The following is a 14,257-nucleotide window of genomic DNA, read 5'->3' as shown; positions in this document are numbered from 1 at the left end:
AAGCGTTGGGTGGTTCAGGACCGGGTTCAGGACCGGGCGGCCTTGCGGCCGCGGCCGACGGCGGACATCAGCAGCAGGACGAGCCAGACGATCAGCAGGCTGAGCATCGAGACCGCGACGGACATCTGGCCGTCGCTCTTGCCGTTGGAGTTGATCCACACCGAGAAGGGGGAGAAGCCGAGGATGGAGGCGGTGGTGAACTCGCCGAGCACCAGGGCGACGGTGAGCACGGCGGCGTTCAGCAGCGAGCTGCGCAGGTTGGGCAGGACGACGGTGAACACCGCCCGCAGCCAGCCGGCCCCGCAGTTGCGGGCGGCCTCGACCAGGGTGACCACGTCCACGCCGCGCAGGCCGGCGTCGATCGCCCGGTAGGCGAACGGCAGCGCCATCAGCACGTACGCGATGACCAGGACGATCGGGAAGTTCGGGTCCTGGATGGCCACGATGGTCTGGAAGAAGGGGGTGTCCTGGAGGTGGTCCGGGCCCCAGCGCAGCACGCCGATGATGCCGGTGGTGAGCGCGACGACCGGGACGACCAGCGGCATCGAGCACATGATCTCGATCACCGGCCGCAGCTTCGGCGCGCCGAGCCGGGCGGCGAGCACCGCCGGGACGAGCAGGAGCAGCAGCACGACCACGGTGACGACGGCCAGTTCGAGGCTCAGCACCAGGCTGTCGGTGAAGCCGGGGGCGTTCAGCAGCTCGGTGTAGGCGCGGAAGGTGGTGCCGCCCTTGTTGTCGTCGACGCTGAACCACAGCGAGGCGGCCAGCGGCACCGCGAAGTAGGTCCCGCAGATCAGCAGGACCAGGCCGCGGCCGAAACGGATGCGATCGATCAGGCGAGCCACTTGGCACTCCGGCGCTGAAGGGGCAGGTACAGGGCCATCACCAGGCAGGCGACCACGATCATGTCGAGGCCGAGGGCGAGGGCGAGGTTGCCCTGGCCGACCAGGACGTTGCCGGACAGCGCGTCGCCGATCTGCATCGAGATCAGCGGCACCGAACTGCCCACCATGGCCTCGGCGGTGGCGTACGCGGCGAAGGAGGCGCCGAACAGCAGCACGAAGCCGCCGAGCAGCGAGGGCAGCAGGACGGGCAGGGCCACGTGCCGCCAGTACTGCGGCGAGGTGGCGCCGTTGTTGGCGGCGGCCTCGCGCCACTGGGCCTTCAGGCCCTCCAGGGCCGGGGTGATGGTGATGACCATCAGCGGCACCAGGAAGTAGAGGTAGACCACCGACAGACCGGAGAAGGTGTAGAGGTTCCAGCCGTGCTTGGTCAGGCCGAGCTTCTTGGTGACCTCGCCGGAGTTGCCGAGGGTGGCGACGAACATGAAGGCCAGCGGGACGCCGCCGAAGTTGGCGAGCACGCCGGAGGCGGACATCACGGCCTCGCGGAAGGCCCGGAACCGGGAGGTCGCCACGGCCTGGGCCAGCGGCAGGCCGACCACGGTGGCGATCAGCGCGGTCAGCAGGGAGAGCTTCACGCTGCCCCACAGGGCCGTCCAGTACGCGCCCTGGAGGGAGCCGGTGAGGTTGTCGGTGGTGAAGGTGCCGCCGCCGTCGGGGGCGTCCGAGGAGGTGGTGAAGGCGCCGATGGCGATCGCGACGGCGGGCAGGCCGAAGCCGATCACGAAGAAGAGCACCAGGGGGAGGGCGGCGAGCCAGGCGCGGCTGCCGCGGGCCCGGCGCCCGGCCGGGCGGGGGGCCTCGGTCCGCGCAGCCGTGACGGCCGGGGCGGTGGGGGAGGAGACGGGGCCGGGGGCGCCCCCGCCGCGCTGGGCGGCGGAGGCGGTGGCCGGCACCGGGGTGGGAGCCGTGGTCATCTCAGGTCAGCCCGCGATCGCCTTGGCCCAGTTCTCGGTCACGACCTTCTTGGCCGCCGTGGTCTGGTCGTCGGTCGGGAAGGTGGTGAAGGGCTTCTCGACGGCCGGCAGCTTGGCGGCGGTGGCCGCGTCCAGGGTGCCGGCGGTCTTCATGGCGTCGAACAGGGCCGGGGTGGCGTAGCCGCCCAGGAAGCCGTTCTGGCCCTCCGCGCTGTAGAGGTACTCCTCCCACAGGCGGGCGGCGGCCGGGTGCGGCGCGTCCTTGTTGATGGCCTGGTTGTAGAAGTTGGCGTAGATGCCGTCGGACGGGATGCTGACCTGCCAGTCGATGCCCTTGTCCTTGAACTTCTCGGCGTAGCCGGCGTTCAGGTAGGACCAGTCGATGGTGATCGGGGTCTCGCCCTTCTCGATGGTCGCCGGGGTGACCTCGACCGGGTTGAAGTTGCCGGCCTGCTTCAGCTTGCCGAAGAAGTCGATGCCGGGCTGGATGTTGTCCAGCGAACCGCCGTTGGCCAGGGAGGCGGCCATGACGGCGCTGTACGCGGCGTTCGCCTTGGTCGGGTTGCCGTTGAGCGCGACCATGCCCTTGTACTCGGGCTTCATCAGGTCGGCGAAGGTCTTCGGGCAGGCCGAGACCTTCTTGGCGTCGCAGGCGATCGAGATGTAGCCGCCGTAGTCGTTGTAGCGCAGACCCTCGGCGTCCTTCATGGTGTCCGGGATCTTGGCGAAGTCGGCGACCTTGTACGGGGCGAACAGGCCCTGCTTGGCGCCGGAGGTGGCGAACGCGGCACCGAGGTCGACGACGTCGGGGGCGCGGTCCTGGCCCTTGCGGGAGGTGATCGCGTTGATCTCGTCCTGGCTGGAGCCGTCCGGGTTCTCGTCCTCGATGTCGATGCCGTACTTCGCCTTGAAGTCGTCCATCAGCTTGCCGTAGTTCGCCCAGTCGCGCGGCAGCGTGATGGCGTGCAGCTTGCCCTCCTTCTTGGCGGCGGCGACCAGCGCGTCCATGCCGCCGAAGTCGGCGACCGAGGTGGCGGTCTTGGCGCTCTTGCCGCCCGGGAGGTCGTTGCTGCCGGCCTTCGCGGCCGAGGAGCCGGCGGAACCGCAGGCGGTGAGGGAGAGCGCGGCGGCGGTCAGGACGGCCGCGAAGGCGGCGGAGCGGGCGCGGTGCACGGACACGGGTCAGTCTCCTGAGACGGGGGAACTGCAAGCGGGTGTCTTGAACGGGTCTTGAACGGGGGATCAGACGAGTGGCGGTCCGGAGCCGTCCGGGAGGAGTCCGGAATGAGTTCGGAACCGTCCGAGTTGACTAGCCAACTTCGCTGACGGGGGTAAGTAACCCGAAGTTCGGTGACGGGAAGGTGAACGGACGGCCCAGAGCCGGGGTCGGCTGCGGGAACGGTCGAATCCGGCCATCGGAGCGTGATCCGTTCGGTGCGATGCTCGAATCGCGCAGCGGGATAAGGTCGGGCTGTCCGCGCCGGTACGGCTGCGCAGGACTACGCCCCAGGAGGGATCGATGACGGACGTGGCGGTAGAGCCGGAGCGACCGGTCGAGCGTGCCGGCGCCCTGTACCGCAAGGTGGCCGCCGATCTGCGCGAGGCCATCACCACCGGCGCGTACGGCGAGGCGGGCCGACTGCCGGCCGAGGGCGCGCTGGCCGAGCAGTACGGGGTCTCCCGCGGCACCGTCCGCCAGGCGCTCGCCGTGCTGCGCTCGGACGGACTGGTCACCTCCCGCCGCGGCACCCGCCGGGTGGTGCTCGGCGGCGCCCGGGTGCAGAGCTTCTCCGAACTGCTCAGCTTCACCCACTGGGCGTACTCGATGGGCGAGGAGCCCGGCGGCATCCTGGACTCCCTGGTGCGCCGCCCGGCCGACGCCGCCGAGCGCGAGCAACTGCGCCTGGAGCCGGGCGCGGAGGTGTACGTGACGGTCCGCCTGCGGACCCTGTCCGGCACCCCGGTGATGGTCGAGCGCACCATCTACCCGCCGCGGGTCGGCGAGATCGTCGCCGAACTGCCGCCGGACGTGGTCTCCCACACCGAGGTGCTGCGCGAGCACGGCATCCTGTTCACCGACGCCGACCACACCATCGACATCGTCGCGGCCAACGCCGAGGACGCCCGGCTGCTCGGCTGTCGCCGCGGCGGCCCGCTGCTGCGCGAGCGGCGGCGGACGACCGATCCGACCGGCACGCCGGTGGAGTGGTCCCAGGACCGCTACCTGCCCGGGACGGTGGCCTTCAGCGTCCACAACTCGCTGGCCACGTCGGCGCTTTCGCGGCACGCCCGGGAGCTGGACTGAACTCCCGGGCGCTGTTCGGGTACTAACGCATCAGCGAGGCGAGCAGCGGGCGGTAGTGCTCGAAGTCCGGCGTCTGCGCGCCGGGCTCCTTCGCCTGCTCGTCCCAGCGGCGGACGGCCACCGCGTCGGCGGCGCCCGGGAGTTGGGCGAAGGCGGCGGCCTCGCGCTCGTCCATCGGGCCGCCCTGGACGGTGAGGGTGTACTCGGAGGCGGCGGAGAGTCCGGCGCGGTAGTCGGGCTCGACGGTGCACAGGTAGCGCTTGGCGGCGACGTGCAGCCGGACCGGCTCGGTGACCTCCGGGCCGAACCAGCGGGCCAGCCAGGCGGCGCCGGTGTCGCTGTGGCGGTTGTCCTGACCTTGCATCAGATCTCGCCCGTGCAGGGCGCCCTGGAAGTGGCCGACGTCGTGCAGCAGCGCGGCGGCGACGAGGTGGCCGGGGGCTCCGGCCGCCTCGGCAGCGGCGGCGGCCTGCAGCATGTGCTCGGCCATGGTGACCGCCTCGCCCAGGTACTCCCCGGCGCCCTCGCCCGCGAACAGCTCGGCGAGCTCGTCCAGGGCGGCCGTGCGGCGGTGCAGCACGGCGAGGGTGGAGGCGAGGGAGTCCAGGTCGGCGTAGCAGCCCTGGAGGTGGCGGTGGCCGTCCTGCTCGAAGGCGGTGCGGGCGTGCAGGAGGCGGGTGTTGTCGAAGATCAGACAGTCGCCGGGGTTCAGGCGGAAGGTGAGCTGGAGCTCGGGGCGCAGGGTGATCGCGGCGAAGCGGCGGTAGGCGGCGTAGAAGGCCTCGCGGTTGGTTCCCCGCAGGGTGGCGATCGAGCGGTTGTTGCACCTGACCTCGCGGATGCGGTCCAGCGGGTCCAGGCCGATCAGCGGACGGTCGGCGCGCAGTTCGGTGCGGCGGTCGCGGAAGACGAAGGGGACGGGGGTGCGAGTGAGGGTCTCGAAGTCTTCGGGGGACTCGTCGCGGAGGATTGCGGCGGCTTTGAAGCCGTCCACGAGGCCGGAGTCGCCGCCGGTCGCCGAGTTCTCCAGGCAGTGCAGCAACTGGAGGGTGGGCACCGGGTCCCGGTACGGGTTGTCGGTGTGCGGGGCGATGGCTCTGTCGGTGAACGCGAGGTTGTTCGGGTCGGGCTCGACCCGGACGTCGAACAGCTCGCCGTAGTTGGTGACCCGGACGTAGCCGAAGCTCTCGGCCACCCGCAGCACCTGGCGCTCCACGGCCGGCACCCCGCGCAGCACCGCGAAGCCGCTGCGGCGTACGGCGGCGAGGACGGCGGTCTGCTCGGACGGGTCGGTGAGGTAGGCCTCCCAGTCGGCCTCGGGGAGGCCGCGCGCGAAGTCGGCTGCTGTCCAGAGCCGCTTGCCCTGCTCGGTGCGTCCGTCGCCCTCGTCGGTGTCGAGCAGCCAGGCGAGCGGGTAGCGGGAGCGGTGCCCGTCCGACCAGAGCACCTCCAGGTTGCCGTCCAGCTCGCACTGCGCGGCGATGGTGAGGTCCGGCGGCAGGTCGCCGATCTGGAACCGCTTCTGCCCGTTGCGCGGGTCCCGGCACTCGGCGCACGGGCAGTTGTCGCGCAGCCAGTAGGGCGGCGGTTGCTCGGTCATGGGTCTCCTCCTCGGCGCGAGTTGTCTAGCCAACTTCAGCTCTGGGCGGAGCTTGCCGGTCCGTGGTGAGTTCCCGGTGCCGGGCAGGTGAATGCTGCGGGAACTGTGCCGGGAGGCGGCGGCCGAACACGTGGCCCCGTCCCACCCGGCGGGACGGGGCCACGCCGGCTATAGGGGGCTGCCGGGCGTGGTGCGGAGGTAGGCCTCGGCGGCGGCACGGGTGTAGAAGCGTCTGATCCTGCCCGAGGTGCCTCGCACGCGGAGGTACCGGTGCTGGCTCGGGTCCCACAGGCCCCAGCTCTCGACGAGGAGGAAGTGCGGGCTGCGGGCGCTGATCAGGCGGATCTCGTACGGCTTGCGGGAGAGGGCGGTGGTCATCAGGCACCCTCCGGGGTCGGGGGCGGCTGCTCGTTGGCGCTCACCCAGCGCTCGGCCCGGTCGTACGAGTAGAAGCGGAGCGGTTCGGGGCGGGGCGGGAGCGCCTTCACCAGGTGGCCGGTTTCGTGGTCCCGGATGACCCAGACCGGGTATCCGGCGCCGCTGGGGGCCTCGGCGGGGACGATGCCGTAGCGGCCGCTCATCGGCGGGCCACCTGGAGGAAGCCGCCGGCCTTCTCGACCTGGGCGGCGAAGTCGTCGAACTCGCCGTCGAGGGGGGAGATGGCGGCCTTGGAGGGGATCAGGATCGATCCTGCGGTCTTGTCGCTGATGGACTGCAACGCGGCCAGGAGCAGGGGGCGCTGCTCCGGGGGCTTCTCGGTTTCGTCGTCCAGGATGGTGAGGGTGACGTCCCAGTTGTGGGCGAGCGCGTAGTCCTCGCAGGCGCGCATCTCCAACTCGGGGAAGGCGGGGCTGGGTTTGGCCAGGTAGATCACCACCTGGAAGCACTCGGTGGGGATCTGGGGCGAAGGGGGCGGTGGGGTGTGGTGCAGCTTCAAGGCCCGCTCCTCTCAGTAGTGATATGACTACCCGGGGTGCAAACTGTCCTCTATGCTTGGGAGGCCTTCAAGCTGTCAAAGTTGCTCGAAGAGTGGGGATCAAGGCCTGTGAACAAGGTTGAGCTCGACCCCGATGGGGGCCCGGCGGCGAAGTTCGGTGTGTTTCTCCGCACTTCACGAGAGGCGCGGGGGTGGACCCAGGACGATCTGGCAGATGTCATCGGTTACTCGGCGACGCATGTGTCAGCCGTGGAAACTGGTCGACGCCCCCCAACGCCGCGACTCGCACGGGAACTTGACAAAGCGTTCGGGTGGGAGCGGGTCTTTACCCGCAAGGCTCTCGACATCAAGACCTCGGCGCTCCTCGAAGGGTTCCCGCAATACGTGGAGCGGGAGTCGAAGGCCGTGGAGCTGCGACTGTTCACGCTTGGAATCGTGCCTGGCCTGCTTCAGAGCGTGGACTATGCAACAGCCATCGCGGCGGGAGCGGTGCGCCGAGGCAGCATCACGCAGAGTCAGGCAGATGAGCGGGTGACCTATCTTGCGCGCCGACAGGCCAACTTGCGCCGGGAGCCTTCGCCGTTGATCCATGTTGTCCTGGATGAGAGCTGCCTTCGTAGGCCGGTCGGCGGGCCCGCAGTCATGGCAGCCCAGCTGGATCAGCTCGTTGAGTTCGCGGCGTTGCCCAACACGATGCTCCAGGTCGCCCCGTATGCCATAGGCGAAGAGCGGTCGTTCGACCTGCCGGTGAACATCCTGACGCTTCCTGACCGGTCTCTGATTTCCTATGCGGAATCGGCACAGCAAGGGCACTTGGAGCGGGACAGCGACGCAGTGCTGCCAGTGCTCACGGCCTACTATCAGCTTCAGGCTCTCGTGCTCTCGCAAGCTGAGTCCGTGGCCCTGATCAGCCGGCTGAGGGAGGAACTACCGTGACCGCCACCGAACCCGCATGGTTCAAATCTTCATACAGCAGCAACGGCGGCGACTGCATTGAGGTAGCGGGGAACTTGGTCGCCTCCGGCGCTGTGCCCGTCCGTGACTCGAAGGACCCAGAGGGCCCCGCCCTGGTCTTCCCCACTGACGCCTGGTCGGCCTTCGTCTCCGCCGTGCGCAGCGGGGAGTTCGGCACCGTCTGAGCCAAATGAGTGACGGGCCCGCCCCGGGGGTCCTTCGGGGCGGGCCCGTACGGCGTGCGGCCCTGCGACCGTTCGGGTGAGGGCGCAGGACGGTGGGTGTTTCGGGGCGAGGGGACCCGCCGGGGCTGCGGCACTGTCGGGGGGATTTCTCCCCCCGATTCGAGAGGCGGTTGCGCCATGGCCCATCCCGACACGACGTCATCGCCTCCCACGGGGCACACCGGGCTCAAGCGTGAGGTCGGCCTCGCCGGGCTGCTCTGGGCGTCGGTGGGTGCGATCATCGGGTCCGGCTGGCTGTTCGGGGCGCAGGTGGCGGCGGTGGCGGCCGGGCCGGCCGCCCTGCTGTCCTGGGGTATCGGTGCGGTGGCCATCATCCTGCTGGCGTTGATCCACGCCGAGCTGGGCGGGCTGTTCCCGGTCGCGGGCGGTACGGCGCGCTACCCCCACTACGCCTTCGGCGGCTTCGCCGGGATGTCCTTCGGCTGGTTCACCTGGCTGCAGGCGGCGACCATCGCACCGATCGAGGTGCAGGCGATGATCAACTACGCCCGGCACTGGACCTGGGCGGACGGTTTCCTCAACCCGGACCTGACGCTGACCGGCTCCGGTTTCGTCGTGGCGGCCGTGCTGCTCGGTGTCTTCGTCGCGATCAACTTCCTCGGCGTCCGGCTGCTCGCCCACACCAACAGCGCGGCCACGGTGTGGAAGGTCGCCATCCCGATCCTGACCATCTTCGCCCTCGGGTTCACCGAGTTCCACGGCTCCAACTTCACTGCCCACGGCTTCGCGCCGGACGGCGCCAAGGGCGTGCTGGCGGCGATCAGCACCAGCGGCGTGATCTTCGCGCTGCTCGGCTTCGAGCAGGCCATCCAGTGGGCGGGGGAGAGCCGCAACCCCCGCAAGGACATCCCCCGGGCGGTGCTCGGCTCGGTGCTGGTCGGCACGATCATCTACCTGATGCTCCAGGTGGTGTTCATCGGCGCCCTGCCGCCGGAGACCTTCGCGGGGGGCTGGAGCAAGCTCACCTACCCCGGCGTCAGCGGCCCGTTCGCGGGCCTGGCGACCCTGATCGGCCTGGGCTGGCTGGCCACCGTCCTGTTCATCGACGCCGTGGTCTCGCCGGCCGGCACCGGGCTGGTCTACATCACCTCCAGCTCGCGGGTCACCTACGGCCTCAGCCGCAACGGCTACGCGCCGCCCGCCCTGCAGTACACCGACCGCAACTCGGTGCCCTGGCTCGGCCTGCTCATCGCCTGGGTCGCCGGGGTGATCTGCTTCCTGCCGTTCCCGAGCTGGCAGCGGCTGGTCGGCTTCATCACCTCGGCCGTGGTGCTGATGTACGCGGGGGCGCCGCTGGCCTTCGGGGTGCTGCGCAAGCGGCTGCCGGGGATGGAGCGCTCGTACCACCTGCCCGGCGGCACGATCATCTCGCCCATCGCCTTCGTGGTGGCGAGCCTGGTCATCTACTGGGCCGGCTGGGACACCCTGTGGCGCCTCGGCCTGGCGATCGTGATCGGGTACCTGCTCCTCGGCGGGTACTCCGCGTACGCCGCCTCGAAGGGGGTGCCGAACGCGCCGCGGATGGACTTCAAGGCGGGGCAGTGGCTGCCGGTCTACCTGGTCGGGATGGGGGTCATCTCCTGGCAGGGCACCTTCGGCGTGGGCGCGCGGGGGAACCTGCCGCTGTGGTGGGACATCCTGGTCGTGGTGGTGTTCTCGCTGATCGTCTACTACTGGGCGCTGGCCGTCGCGCTGTCGGCGGAGGAGATCGAGCGGAACATCCGCGGCGTCGAGGTGGTGGACGCGGGCGGGCACTGAGTCCAGTAGGGAGAACGGCCCCCGAACAATCGTTTCGGGGGCCGTTCGGCGTTTCCTAGACGGTCGCGTTCCAGGCCGCCTCGGCGGCCGTCAGCGCCGCCTCGGCGTCGGCCTTGGTCGCGCCGGCGAGCGCGGTCAGGCAGGCGCGGACGGTGTCCAGCGAGGCCGCCTGGCCGTAGTGGTTCACCCGGAGCATGGAGGCCGCCAGTGCCCCGCCGCCGGGCTGGACGGGCAGCGCCGGGTCGAGGGTGGCGGCGAGTTCGGCGGCGTGCAGGCCGGCCGGGGTGCGCAGGGTGGTGGCGACCGGGGCCGCGTGGGCGTCCTGGTGGACGTACGGGCTGAGCGTACTGAGTGCCCGCACGCCGGCCCGGGTGGCGGCGGAGGCGGCGCGGTGGCGGGCGATCACGGCGGGCAGGCCGTCGGCGGTGATCCGGTCCAGGCAGGCGCCGAGCGCCAGCATCTCCAACTGGGCCGGGGCGTGCGGGAGTACGGTGCGACCGGCGTCGGTCCAGCGCTCCTTCCAGTCGAGCAGGGAGAGGTAGGAGCGGCGCGGGGCGGCCGGGTTGGCGGCGATCCGCTCCCAGGCGCGCTCGGAGACGGAGACGGCGGAGACCCCGGCCGGGCCGCCCATCGCCTTCTGGCCGCCGATCACGCAAAGGTCGATGCCCCACTCGTCGGTGAGCAGCGGCTCGGCGGCGACCGAGGCGACCGCGTCGACCATCAGCAGGGCGCCGTGCTCGCGGACCACGGCGGCGATCTCGGCGACCGGGTTGGTGTTGCCGGTGGCGGCCTCGGCGTGCACCAGGGAGACGAAGTCGATCTGCGGGTGGCTTTCGAGCGCCTCGGCGACCTGTCCGGCGCTCACCGCGCTGTCGAAGGGCACGGCGAGGTCGACGACGGTCGCCCCGCAGGAGCGCAGCCAGTTGCCGAAGGTCTGCCCGTACGGGCCGGTGACGATGTTGAGCGCGGTGGAGCCGGGGTGGGCGGCGCCGCGGATCGCGGCCTCCAGCGGGAGCAGGGCCTCACCCTGGGTGACGATGACATCGGCTTCGGTGTGCAGCAGCGCGGCCACCTGGTCCTCGATCGCGGCGAACCCGGCGGCGCTGAGCGGGGGGAGGTCGAGGAACGGACTCATGCGCCCGCCTCGCTTCGCTCGGCAGGGGCATTCGCCCACGCACGCCTCTTGATGGTTCGCTCGCTGCGCTCGCTCATGCGCCCGCCTCGCTTCGCTCGGCAGGGGCATTCGCCCACGCACGCCTCTTGATGGTTCGCTCGCTGCGCTCGCTCATGCGCCCGCCTCGCTTCGCTCGGCAGGGGCATTCGCCCACGCACGCCTCTTGATGGTTCGCTCGCTGCGCTCGCTCATGCGCCCGCCTCGCTTCGCTCGGCAGGGGCATTCGCCCACGCACGCCTCTTGATGGTTCGCTCGCTGCGCTCGCTCACGGTCGGAAAGCCTTTCGCGGGGCGGATGGTGGGTGCGGCAACGAGTCTGCCGCATTCTCACTGCTTACACGGAACCCGCCCGTCGGTAGAGTGCGGCCATGAGTGATGGCGCGGTGCTGCACGTCCGGGGTCGGGTGCTGGTCGGTCCGGAGGAGGTCCGGGACGAACTCTGGGTGGTGGACGGCCGGGTGAGCTTCACCCGCCCGCCGACCGCCGGGGACGTCCGGACGGTGACCGGCTGGGTGCTGCCCGGCCTGGTGGACGCGCACTGCCACGTCGGCCTGGACGCGCACGGCGCGGTGGACGCCGAGACCAGCGAGAAGCAGGCGCTCACCGACCGTGACGCCGGCACCCTGCTGATCCGCGACGCCGGTTCGGCTGCCGACACCCGCTGGATCGACGAGCGCGAGGACCTGCCCCGGATCATCCGGGCCGGGCGGCACATCGCCCGCACCCGCCGCTACATCCGCAACTACGCCCACGAGATCGAGCCCGGCGACCTCGCCGCGTACGTGCGGGCCGAGGCCCGGCGCGGCGACGGCTGGGTGAAGCTGGTCGGCGACTGGATCGACCGCGAGCGCGGCGACCTCGCCGCCTGCTGGCCCGGCGACGCGCTGGCCGAGGCGATCGCGGCGGCCCACGAGGAGGGCGCCCGGGTCACCGCGCACTGCTTCTCGGCCGAGTCGCTGCCGGACCTGCTGGCGGCCGGGATCGACTGCGTCGAGCACGCCACCGGGCTGACCGAGGAGCTGATCCCGGCCTTCGCCGAGCGCGGCGTGGCCATCGTCCCGACGCTGGTCAACATCGCCACCTTCCCGGAGCTGGCGGCCGGCGGGGAGACCAAGTTCCCGGCCTGGTCGGCGCACATGCGGCGGCTGCACGAGCGCCGCTACGACACCGTCGGCGCCGCGCACGACGCGGGGATCCCGGTGTTCGTCGGCACGGACGCGGGCGGCTCGCTGGCGCACGGGCTGGTCGCGGACGAGGTGGCGGAGCTGGTGAAGGCGGGGCTGAGCCCGGCGGAGGCGCTGTCGGCGGCGAGTTGGGGCGCGCGGGCGTGGCTCGGGCGGCCGGGGCTGGAGGAGGGTGCGCCGGCCGACTTCGTGGTGTACCGGGAGGATCCGCGGGCGGACGTCCGGGTGCTCGCGGACCCGCTGCTGGTGGTGCTGCGGGGGCGGCCGGTGGGGTGAGCGGTCGGGTGCCCTGTGAGCGGTCGTTCGCGGTGGTCGTTCGCGGTGGTCGTTCGCGTGATCGTTCAGGTGATCGTGCGAGGTGACGCCCTGTCGGTATCGGCCGATAGGGTGACGCCCATGGCACCGCGTCCACTGAACGAGATCGTCGAGCCCGGCTGGGCCACCGCCCTGGAACCCGTCGCCGGACGGGTCGCCGCCATGGGCGACTTCCTGCGCGCCGAACTGGCCGCCGGCCGCACCTACCTGCCCTCCGGCCCGAACGTGCTGCGGGCCTTCCAGCAGCCCCTCGCCGACGTGCGGGTGCTGATCGTCGGGCAGGACCCGTACCCCACGCCCGGTCACGCCGTCGGGCTCAGTTTCTCGGTGGGGCCGGAGGTGCGGCCGATCCCGGCGAGCCTGATCAACATCTTCCAGGAGTACGGCACCGACCTCGGCCTGCCGCAGCCGTCCAACGGGGACCTCACCCCGTGGACGAACCAGGGCGTGCTGCTGCTCAACCGGGCGCTGACCACCGCCCCGCGCAAGCCCGCCGCGCACCGGGGCAAGGGCTGGGAGGAGGTCACCGAGCAGGCGATCCGGGCACTGGTGGCGCGCGGCGGCCCGCTGGTGGCGATCCTGTGGGGCCGCGACGCCCGTAACCTGCGGCCGCTGCTCGGGGACGTCCCGGCGATCGAGTCGGCGCACCCGAGCCCGTACTCGGCCAGTAGCGGCTTCTTCGGCTCGCGGCCGTTCAGCCGGGCGAACGAGCTGCTGGTGCGCCAGGGCGCGCAGCCGGTGGACTGGCGGCTGCCGTAGCGGAGTTGACGCGTCCGGGCGGCGCCGGGCGGCCCGTAGCAGATCGGGGTCGGTGCGGAACGCCAATCTCACTCCTACGGGTGAAATGACGTTCCGTGTTGCTCATGTGACGGATCGTTCGAGAAGACTGGCGGCTCATCGTTTCATCTGTGTGGGGGTCCCGCCATGTCCTCTCGGCCGTCTCGCCGAACCGTTTCCGCATCCGCCGCCGTGGTGGTGAGCACACTGCTCACCGCCGGGCCCGTCCAGGCGGCTCCGGCCCCCGCTGCCGCGCCCTCACCCGGCAAGGCGCGCGCCGTCACCGCCGAACTCGCCCTGGACGTCAAGCTGTTGAACAACGCCGTGGACGTCCCGGTGGACCTCGCGCTCAACAAGGTGGAGACACCCGCGCAGCGATGGGGGTCCCCCCAGCCGGAGGCTGGGGGAGGCTCCGTCCTCACCGCCAAGGTGGACGGCGTCGACCAGCGCGGCCCGGTCGAGCTGGTCAAGGCCGACATCGGCAAGTCCGTCACCCGCGCCGACGCCAAGGGCACCGCCGCCTCCGTCAAGCTGGTCAACGCCGACGTGCACGCCCCCGGTCTGCCCGCCACCGCGCTGCTCGGCCTGGAGGCGATGAGCGCCGAGGTCACCTGCCCGGTCGACGGGCAGCCGACCGCGGACGTGGTCGCACCGGCCAAGCTGACCGTGCTGGGCAAGCCTGTCACGGTCGGCCTGTACGGCCCGACCAAGGTGGACGTGCCGCTGGTCGGCAGTGTGTCGGTGGAGTTCTCCAAGAAGACCACCACCACGACCACCGCCGCCGCCTCGGCGCTGGAGGTGCAGGTGGAGGTGAACCCGCTGAACCTGAACGTCGCCAAGGTCACCGGTACGGTCACCGTCGCCTCGGTGAGCTGCGAGAAGCCCGTCGCCCCCGCTCCCACGGACACCCCGAGCACGGCGCCCACCGCCCAGCCGGTCGTCGACGCCACCACCTCGCGGGCCGCGGTGCCCCAGGCGGCGGTGGACAGGACCGACAAGCCCGAGAAGCTCGCCAGCACCGGCGGCAGCAGCGCCACCGGCCCGCTGGCCGCCGGCGCGGCCGCACTGGTCGCGGGCGGCGCGGCCGCCCTGTGGGCCACCCGGCGCCGCCGGGCCGCGCACGCCCGCCGGCACTGAGGCCGCGCACGCCTGCCGGCACTGAGGCCGGGTACGCCCTCCCAGGCGTT

The 14,257-nt window shown here is 71.5% G+C and carries 15 protein-coding genes; 7 read left to right on the top strand and 8 right to left on the bottom strand.

The genetic code is table 11. From position 1 onward, the window contains the following. Positions 1-26: 26 nt before the first annotated feature. Genes O1G21_RS12050 through O1G21_RS12040 form a run of 3 tightly spaced genes read right to left on the bottom strand, consistent with a single transcriptional unit; the run spans position 27 to position 3,001 of the window. Entirely contained in the window at positions 27-836 is an 810-nt protein-coding gene (locus tag O1G21_RS12050) for an ABC transporter permease (protein ID WP_405000796.1), read from the bottom strand. Beyond that, entirely contained in the window at positions 836-1,822 is a 987-nt protein-coding gene (locus O1G21_RS12045) for an ABC transporter permease (RefSeq protein WP_270143207.1), read from the bottom strand. The genes O1G21_RS12050 and O1G21_RS12045 overlap by 1 nt, the downstream gene beginning before the upstream one ends. A gap of 6 nt (positions 1,823-1,828) precedes the next feature. Continuing rightward, a complete protein-coding gene (locus O1G21_RS12040; protein WP_270143205.1) occupies positions 1,829-3,001 on the bottom strand; it encodes an ABC transporter substrate-binding protein in 1,173 nt (390 codons plus the stop codon). A gap of 340 nt (positions 3,002-3,341) precedes the next feature. Between O1G21_RS12040 and O1G21_RS12035 the strand changes: the two genes are divergently transcribed. Beyond that, positions 3,342-4,127, top strand: coding sequence for a GntR family transcriptional regulator (locus O1G21_RS12035; RefSeq protein WP_270143203.1), 786 nt, complete (start codon positions 3,342-3,344; stop codon positions 4,125-4,127). A 22-nt stretch (positions 4,128-4,149) separates the two neighbouring features. Here the strand turns inward: O1G21_RS12035 and tmpA are convergent, their stop codons facing one another. The 4 genes from tmpA to O1G21_RS12015 all read right to left on the bottom strand — a co-directional run bounded on the left by tmpA (position 4,150) and on the right by O1G21_RS12015 (position 6,664). Continuing rightward, positions 4,150-5,727 carry a 2-trimethylaminoethylphosphonate dioxygenase gene (gene tmpA, locus O1G21_RS12030; protein ID WP_270143201.1) on the bottom strand — a complete coding sequence of 526 codons (1,578 nt, stop codon included), beginning with the start codon at positions 5,725-5,727 and terminating at the stop codon, positions 4,150-4,152. A 168-nt stretch (positions 5,728-5,895) separates the two neighbouring features. Continuing rightward, a complete protein-coding gene (locus O1G21_RS12025; RefSeq protein WP_270143199.1) occupies positions 5,896-6,105 on the bottom strand; it encodes a hypothetical protein in 210 nt (69 codons plus the stop codon). After that, the gene (locus tag O1G21_RS12020) at positions 6,105-6,308 is read right to left on the bottom strand and encodes a hypothetical protein (RefSeq protein ID WP_270143198.1); all 204 of its coding nucleotides are present in this window, start codon (positions 6,306-6,308) and stop codon (positions 6,105-6,107) included. Before O1G21_RS12020 ends, O1G21_RS12025 begins: the two co-directional genes overlap by 1 nt. Then, a complete protein-coding gene (locus O1G21_RS12015; protein ID WP_270143196.1) occupies positions 6,305-6,664 on the bottom strand; it encodes a hypothetical protein in 360 nt (119 codons plus the stop codon). Before O1G21_RS12015 ends, O1G21_RS12020 begins: the two co-directional genes overlap by 4 nt. A 108-nt stretch (positions 6,665-6,772) precedes the next feature. Between O1G21_RS12015 and O1G21_RS12010 the strand changes: the two genes are divergently transcribed. The 3 genes from O1G21_RS12010 to O1G21_RS12000 all read left to right on the top strand — a co-directional run bounded on the left by O1G21_RS12010 (position 6,773) and on the right by O1G21_RS12000 (position 9,621). Next, the gene (locus tag O1G21_RS12010; RefSeq protein ID WP_270150933.1) at positions 6,773-7,600 is read left to right on the top strand and encodes a helix-turn-helix domain-containing protein; all 828 of its coding nucleotides are present in this window, start codon (positions 6,773-6,775) and stop codon (positions 7,598-7,600) included. After that, entirely contained in the window at positions 7,597-7,803 is a 207-nt protein-coding gene (locus O1G21_RS12005) for a DUF397 domain-containing protein (RefSeq protein ID WP_270143195.1), read from the top strand. The genes O1G21_RS12010 and O1G21_RS12005 overlap by 4 nt, the downstream gene beginning before the upstream one ends. A 177-nt stretch (positions 7,804-7,980) precedes the next feature. Continuing rightward, positions 7,981-9,621 (top strand): APC family permease, encoded by a 1,641-nt coding sequence (locus O1G21_RS12000; RefSeq protein ID WP_270143193.1) that lies wholly within the window; start codon positions 7,981-7,983, stop codon positions 9,619-9,621. 55 nt (positions 9,622-9,676) lie between these two features. Here the strand turns inward: O1G21_RS12000 and O1G21_RS11995 are convergent, their stop codons facing one another. Further along, positions 9,677-10,756 (bottom strand): pyridoxal-phosphate-dependent aminotransferase family protein, encoded by a 1,080-nt coding sequence (locus O1G21_RS11995; protein WP_270143191.1) that lies wholly within the window; start codon positions 10,754-10,756, stop codon positions 9,677-9,679. Between the two features lie 406 nt (positions 10,757-11,162). Here O1G21_RS11995 and O1G21_RS11990 point away from each other — a divergent pair, with 406 nt between their 5' ends. The 3 genes from O1G21_RS11990 to O1G21_RS11980 all read left to right on the top strand — a co-directional run bounded on the left by O1G21_RS11990 (position 11,163) and on the right by O1G21_RS11980 (position 14,207). After that, positions 11,163-12,254, top strand: a complete 1,092-nt coding sequence (locus O1G21_RS11990; protein ID WP_270143189.1) for an amidohydrolase family protein — start codon at positions 11,163-11,165, stop codon at positions 12,252-12,254. Positions 12,255-12,374: 120 nt separating this feature from the next. Beyond that, complete coding sequence (locus O1G21_RS11985; RefSeq protein WP_270143187.1) at positions 12,375-13,052, top strand: uracil-DNA glycosylase; 678 nt, start codon at positions 12,375-12,377, stop codon at positions 13,050-13,052. A 210-nt stretch (positions 13,053-13,262) separates the two neighbouring features. Then, positions 13,263-14,207 carry an SCO1860 family LAETG-anchored protein gene (locus tag O1G21_RS11980; RefSeq protein ID WP_270143185.1) on the top strand — a complete coding sequence of 315 codons (945 nt, stop codon included), beginning with the start codon at positions 13,263-13,265 and terminating at the stop codon, positions 14,205-14,207. The last annotated feature ends 50 nt before the right edge of the window (positions 14,208-14,257 follow it).

This window comes from Kitasatospora cathayae (assembly GCF_027627435.1).
Lineage (GTDB): Bacteria > Actinomycetota > Actinomycetes > Streptomycetales > Streptomycetaceae > Kitasatospora > Kitasatospora cathayae.
The sequence above is the reverse complement of the archived record's forward strand: the minus strand, read 5'-3'. Positions and strand labels throughout refer to the sequence as shown.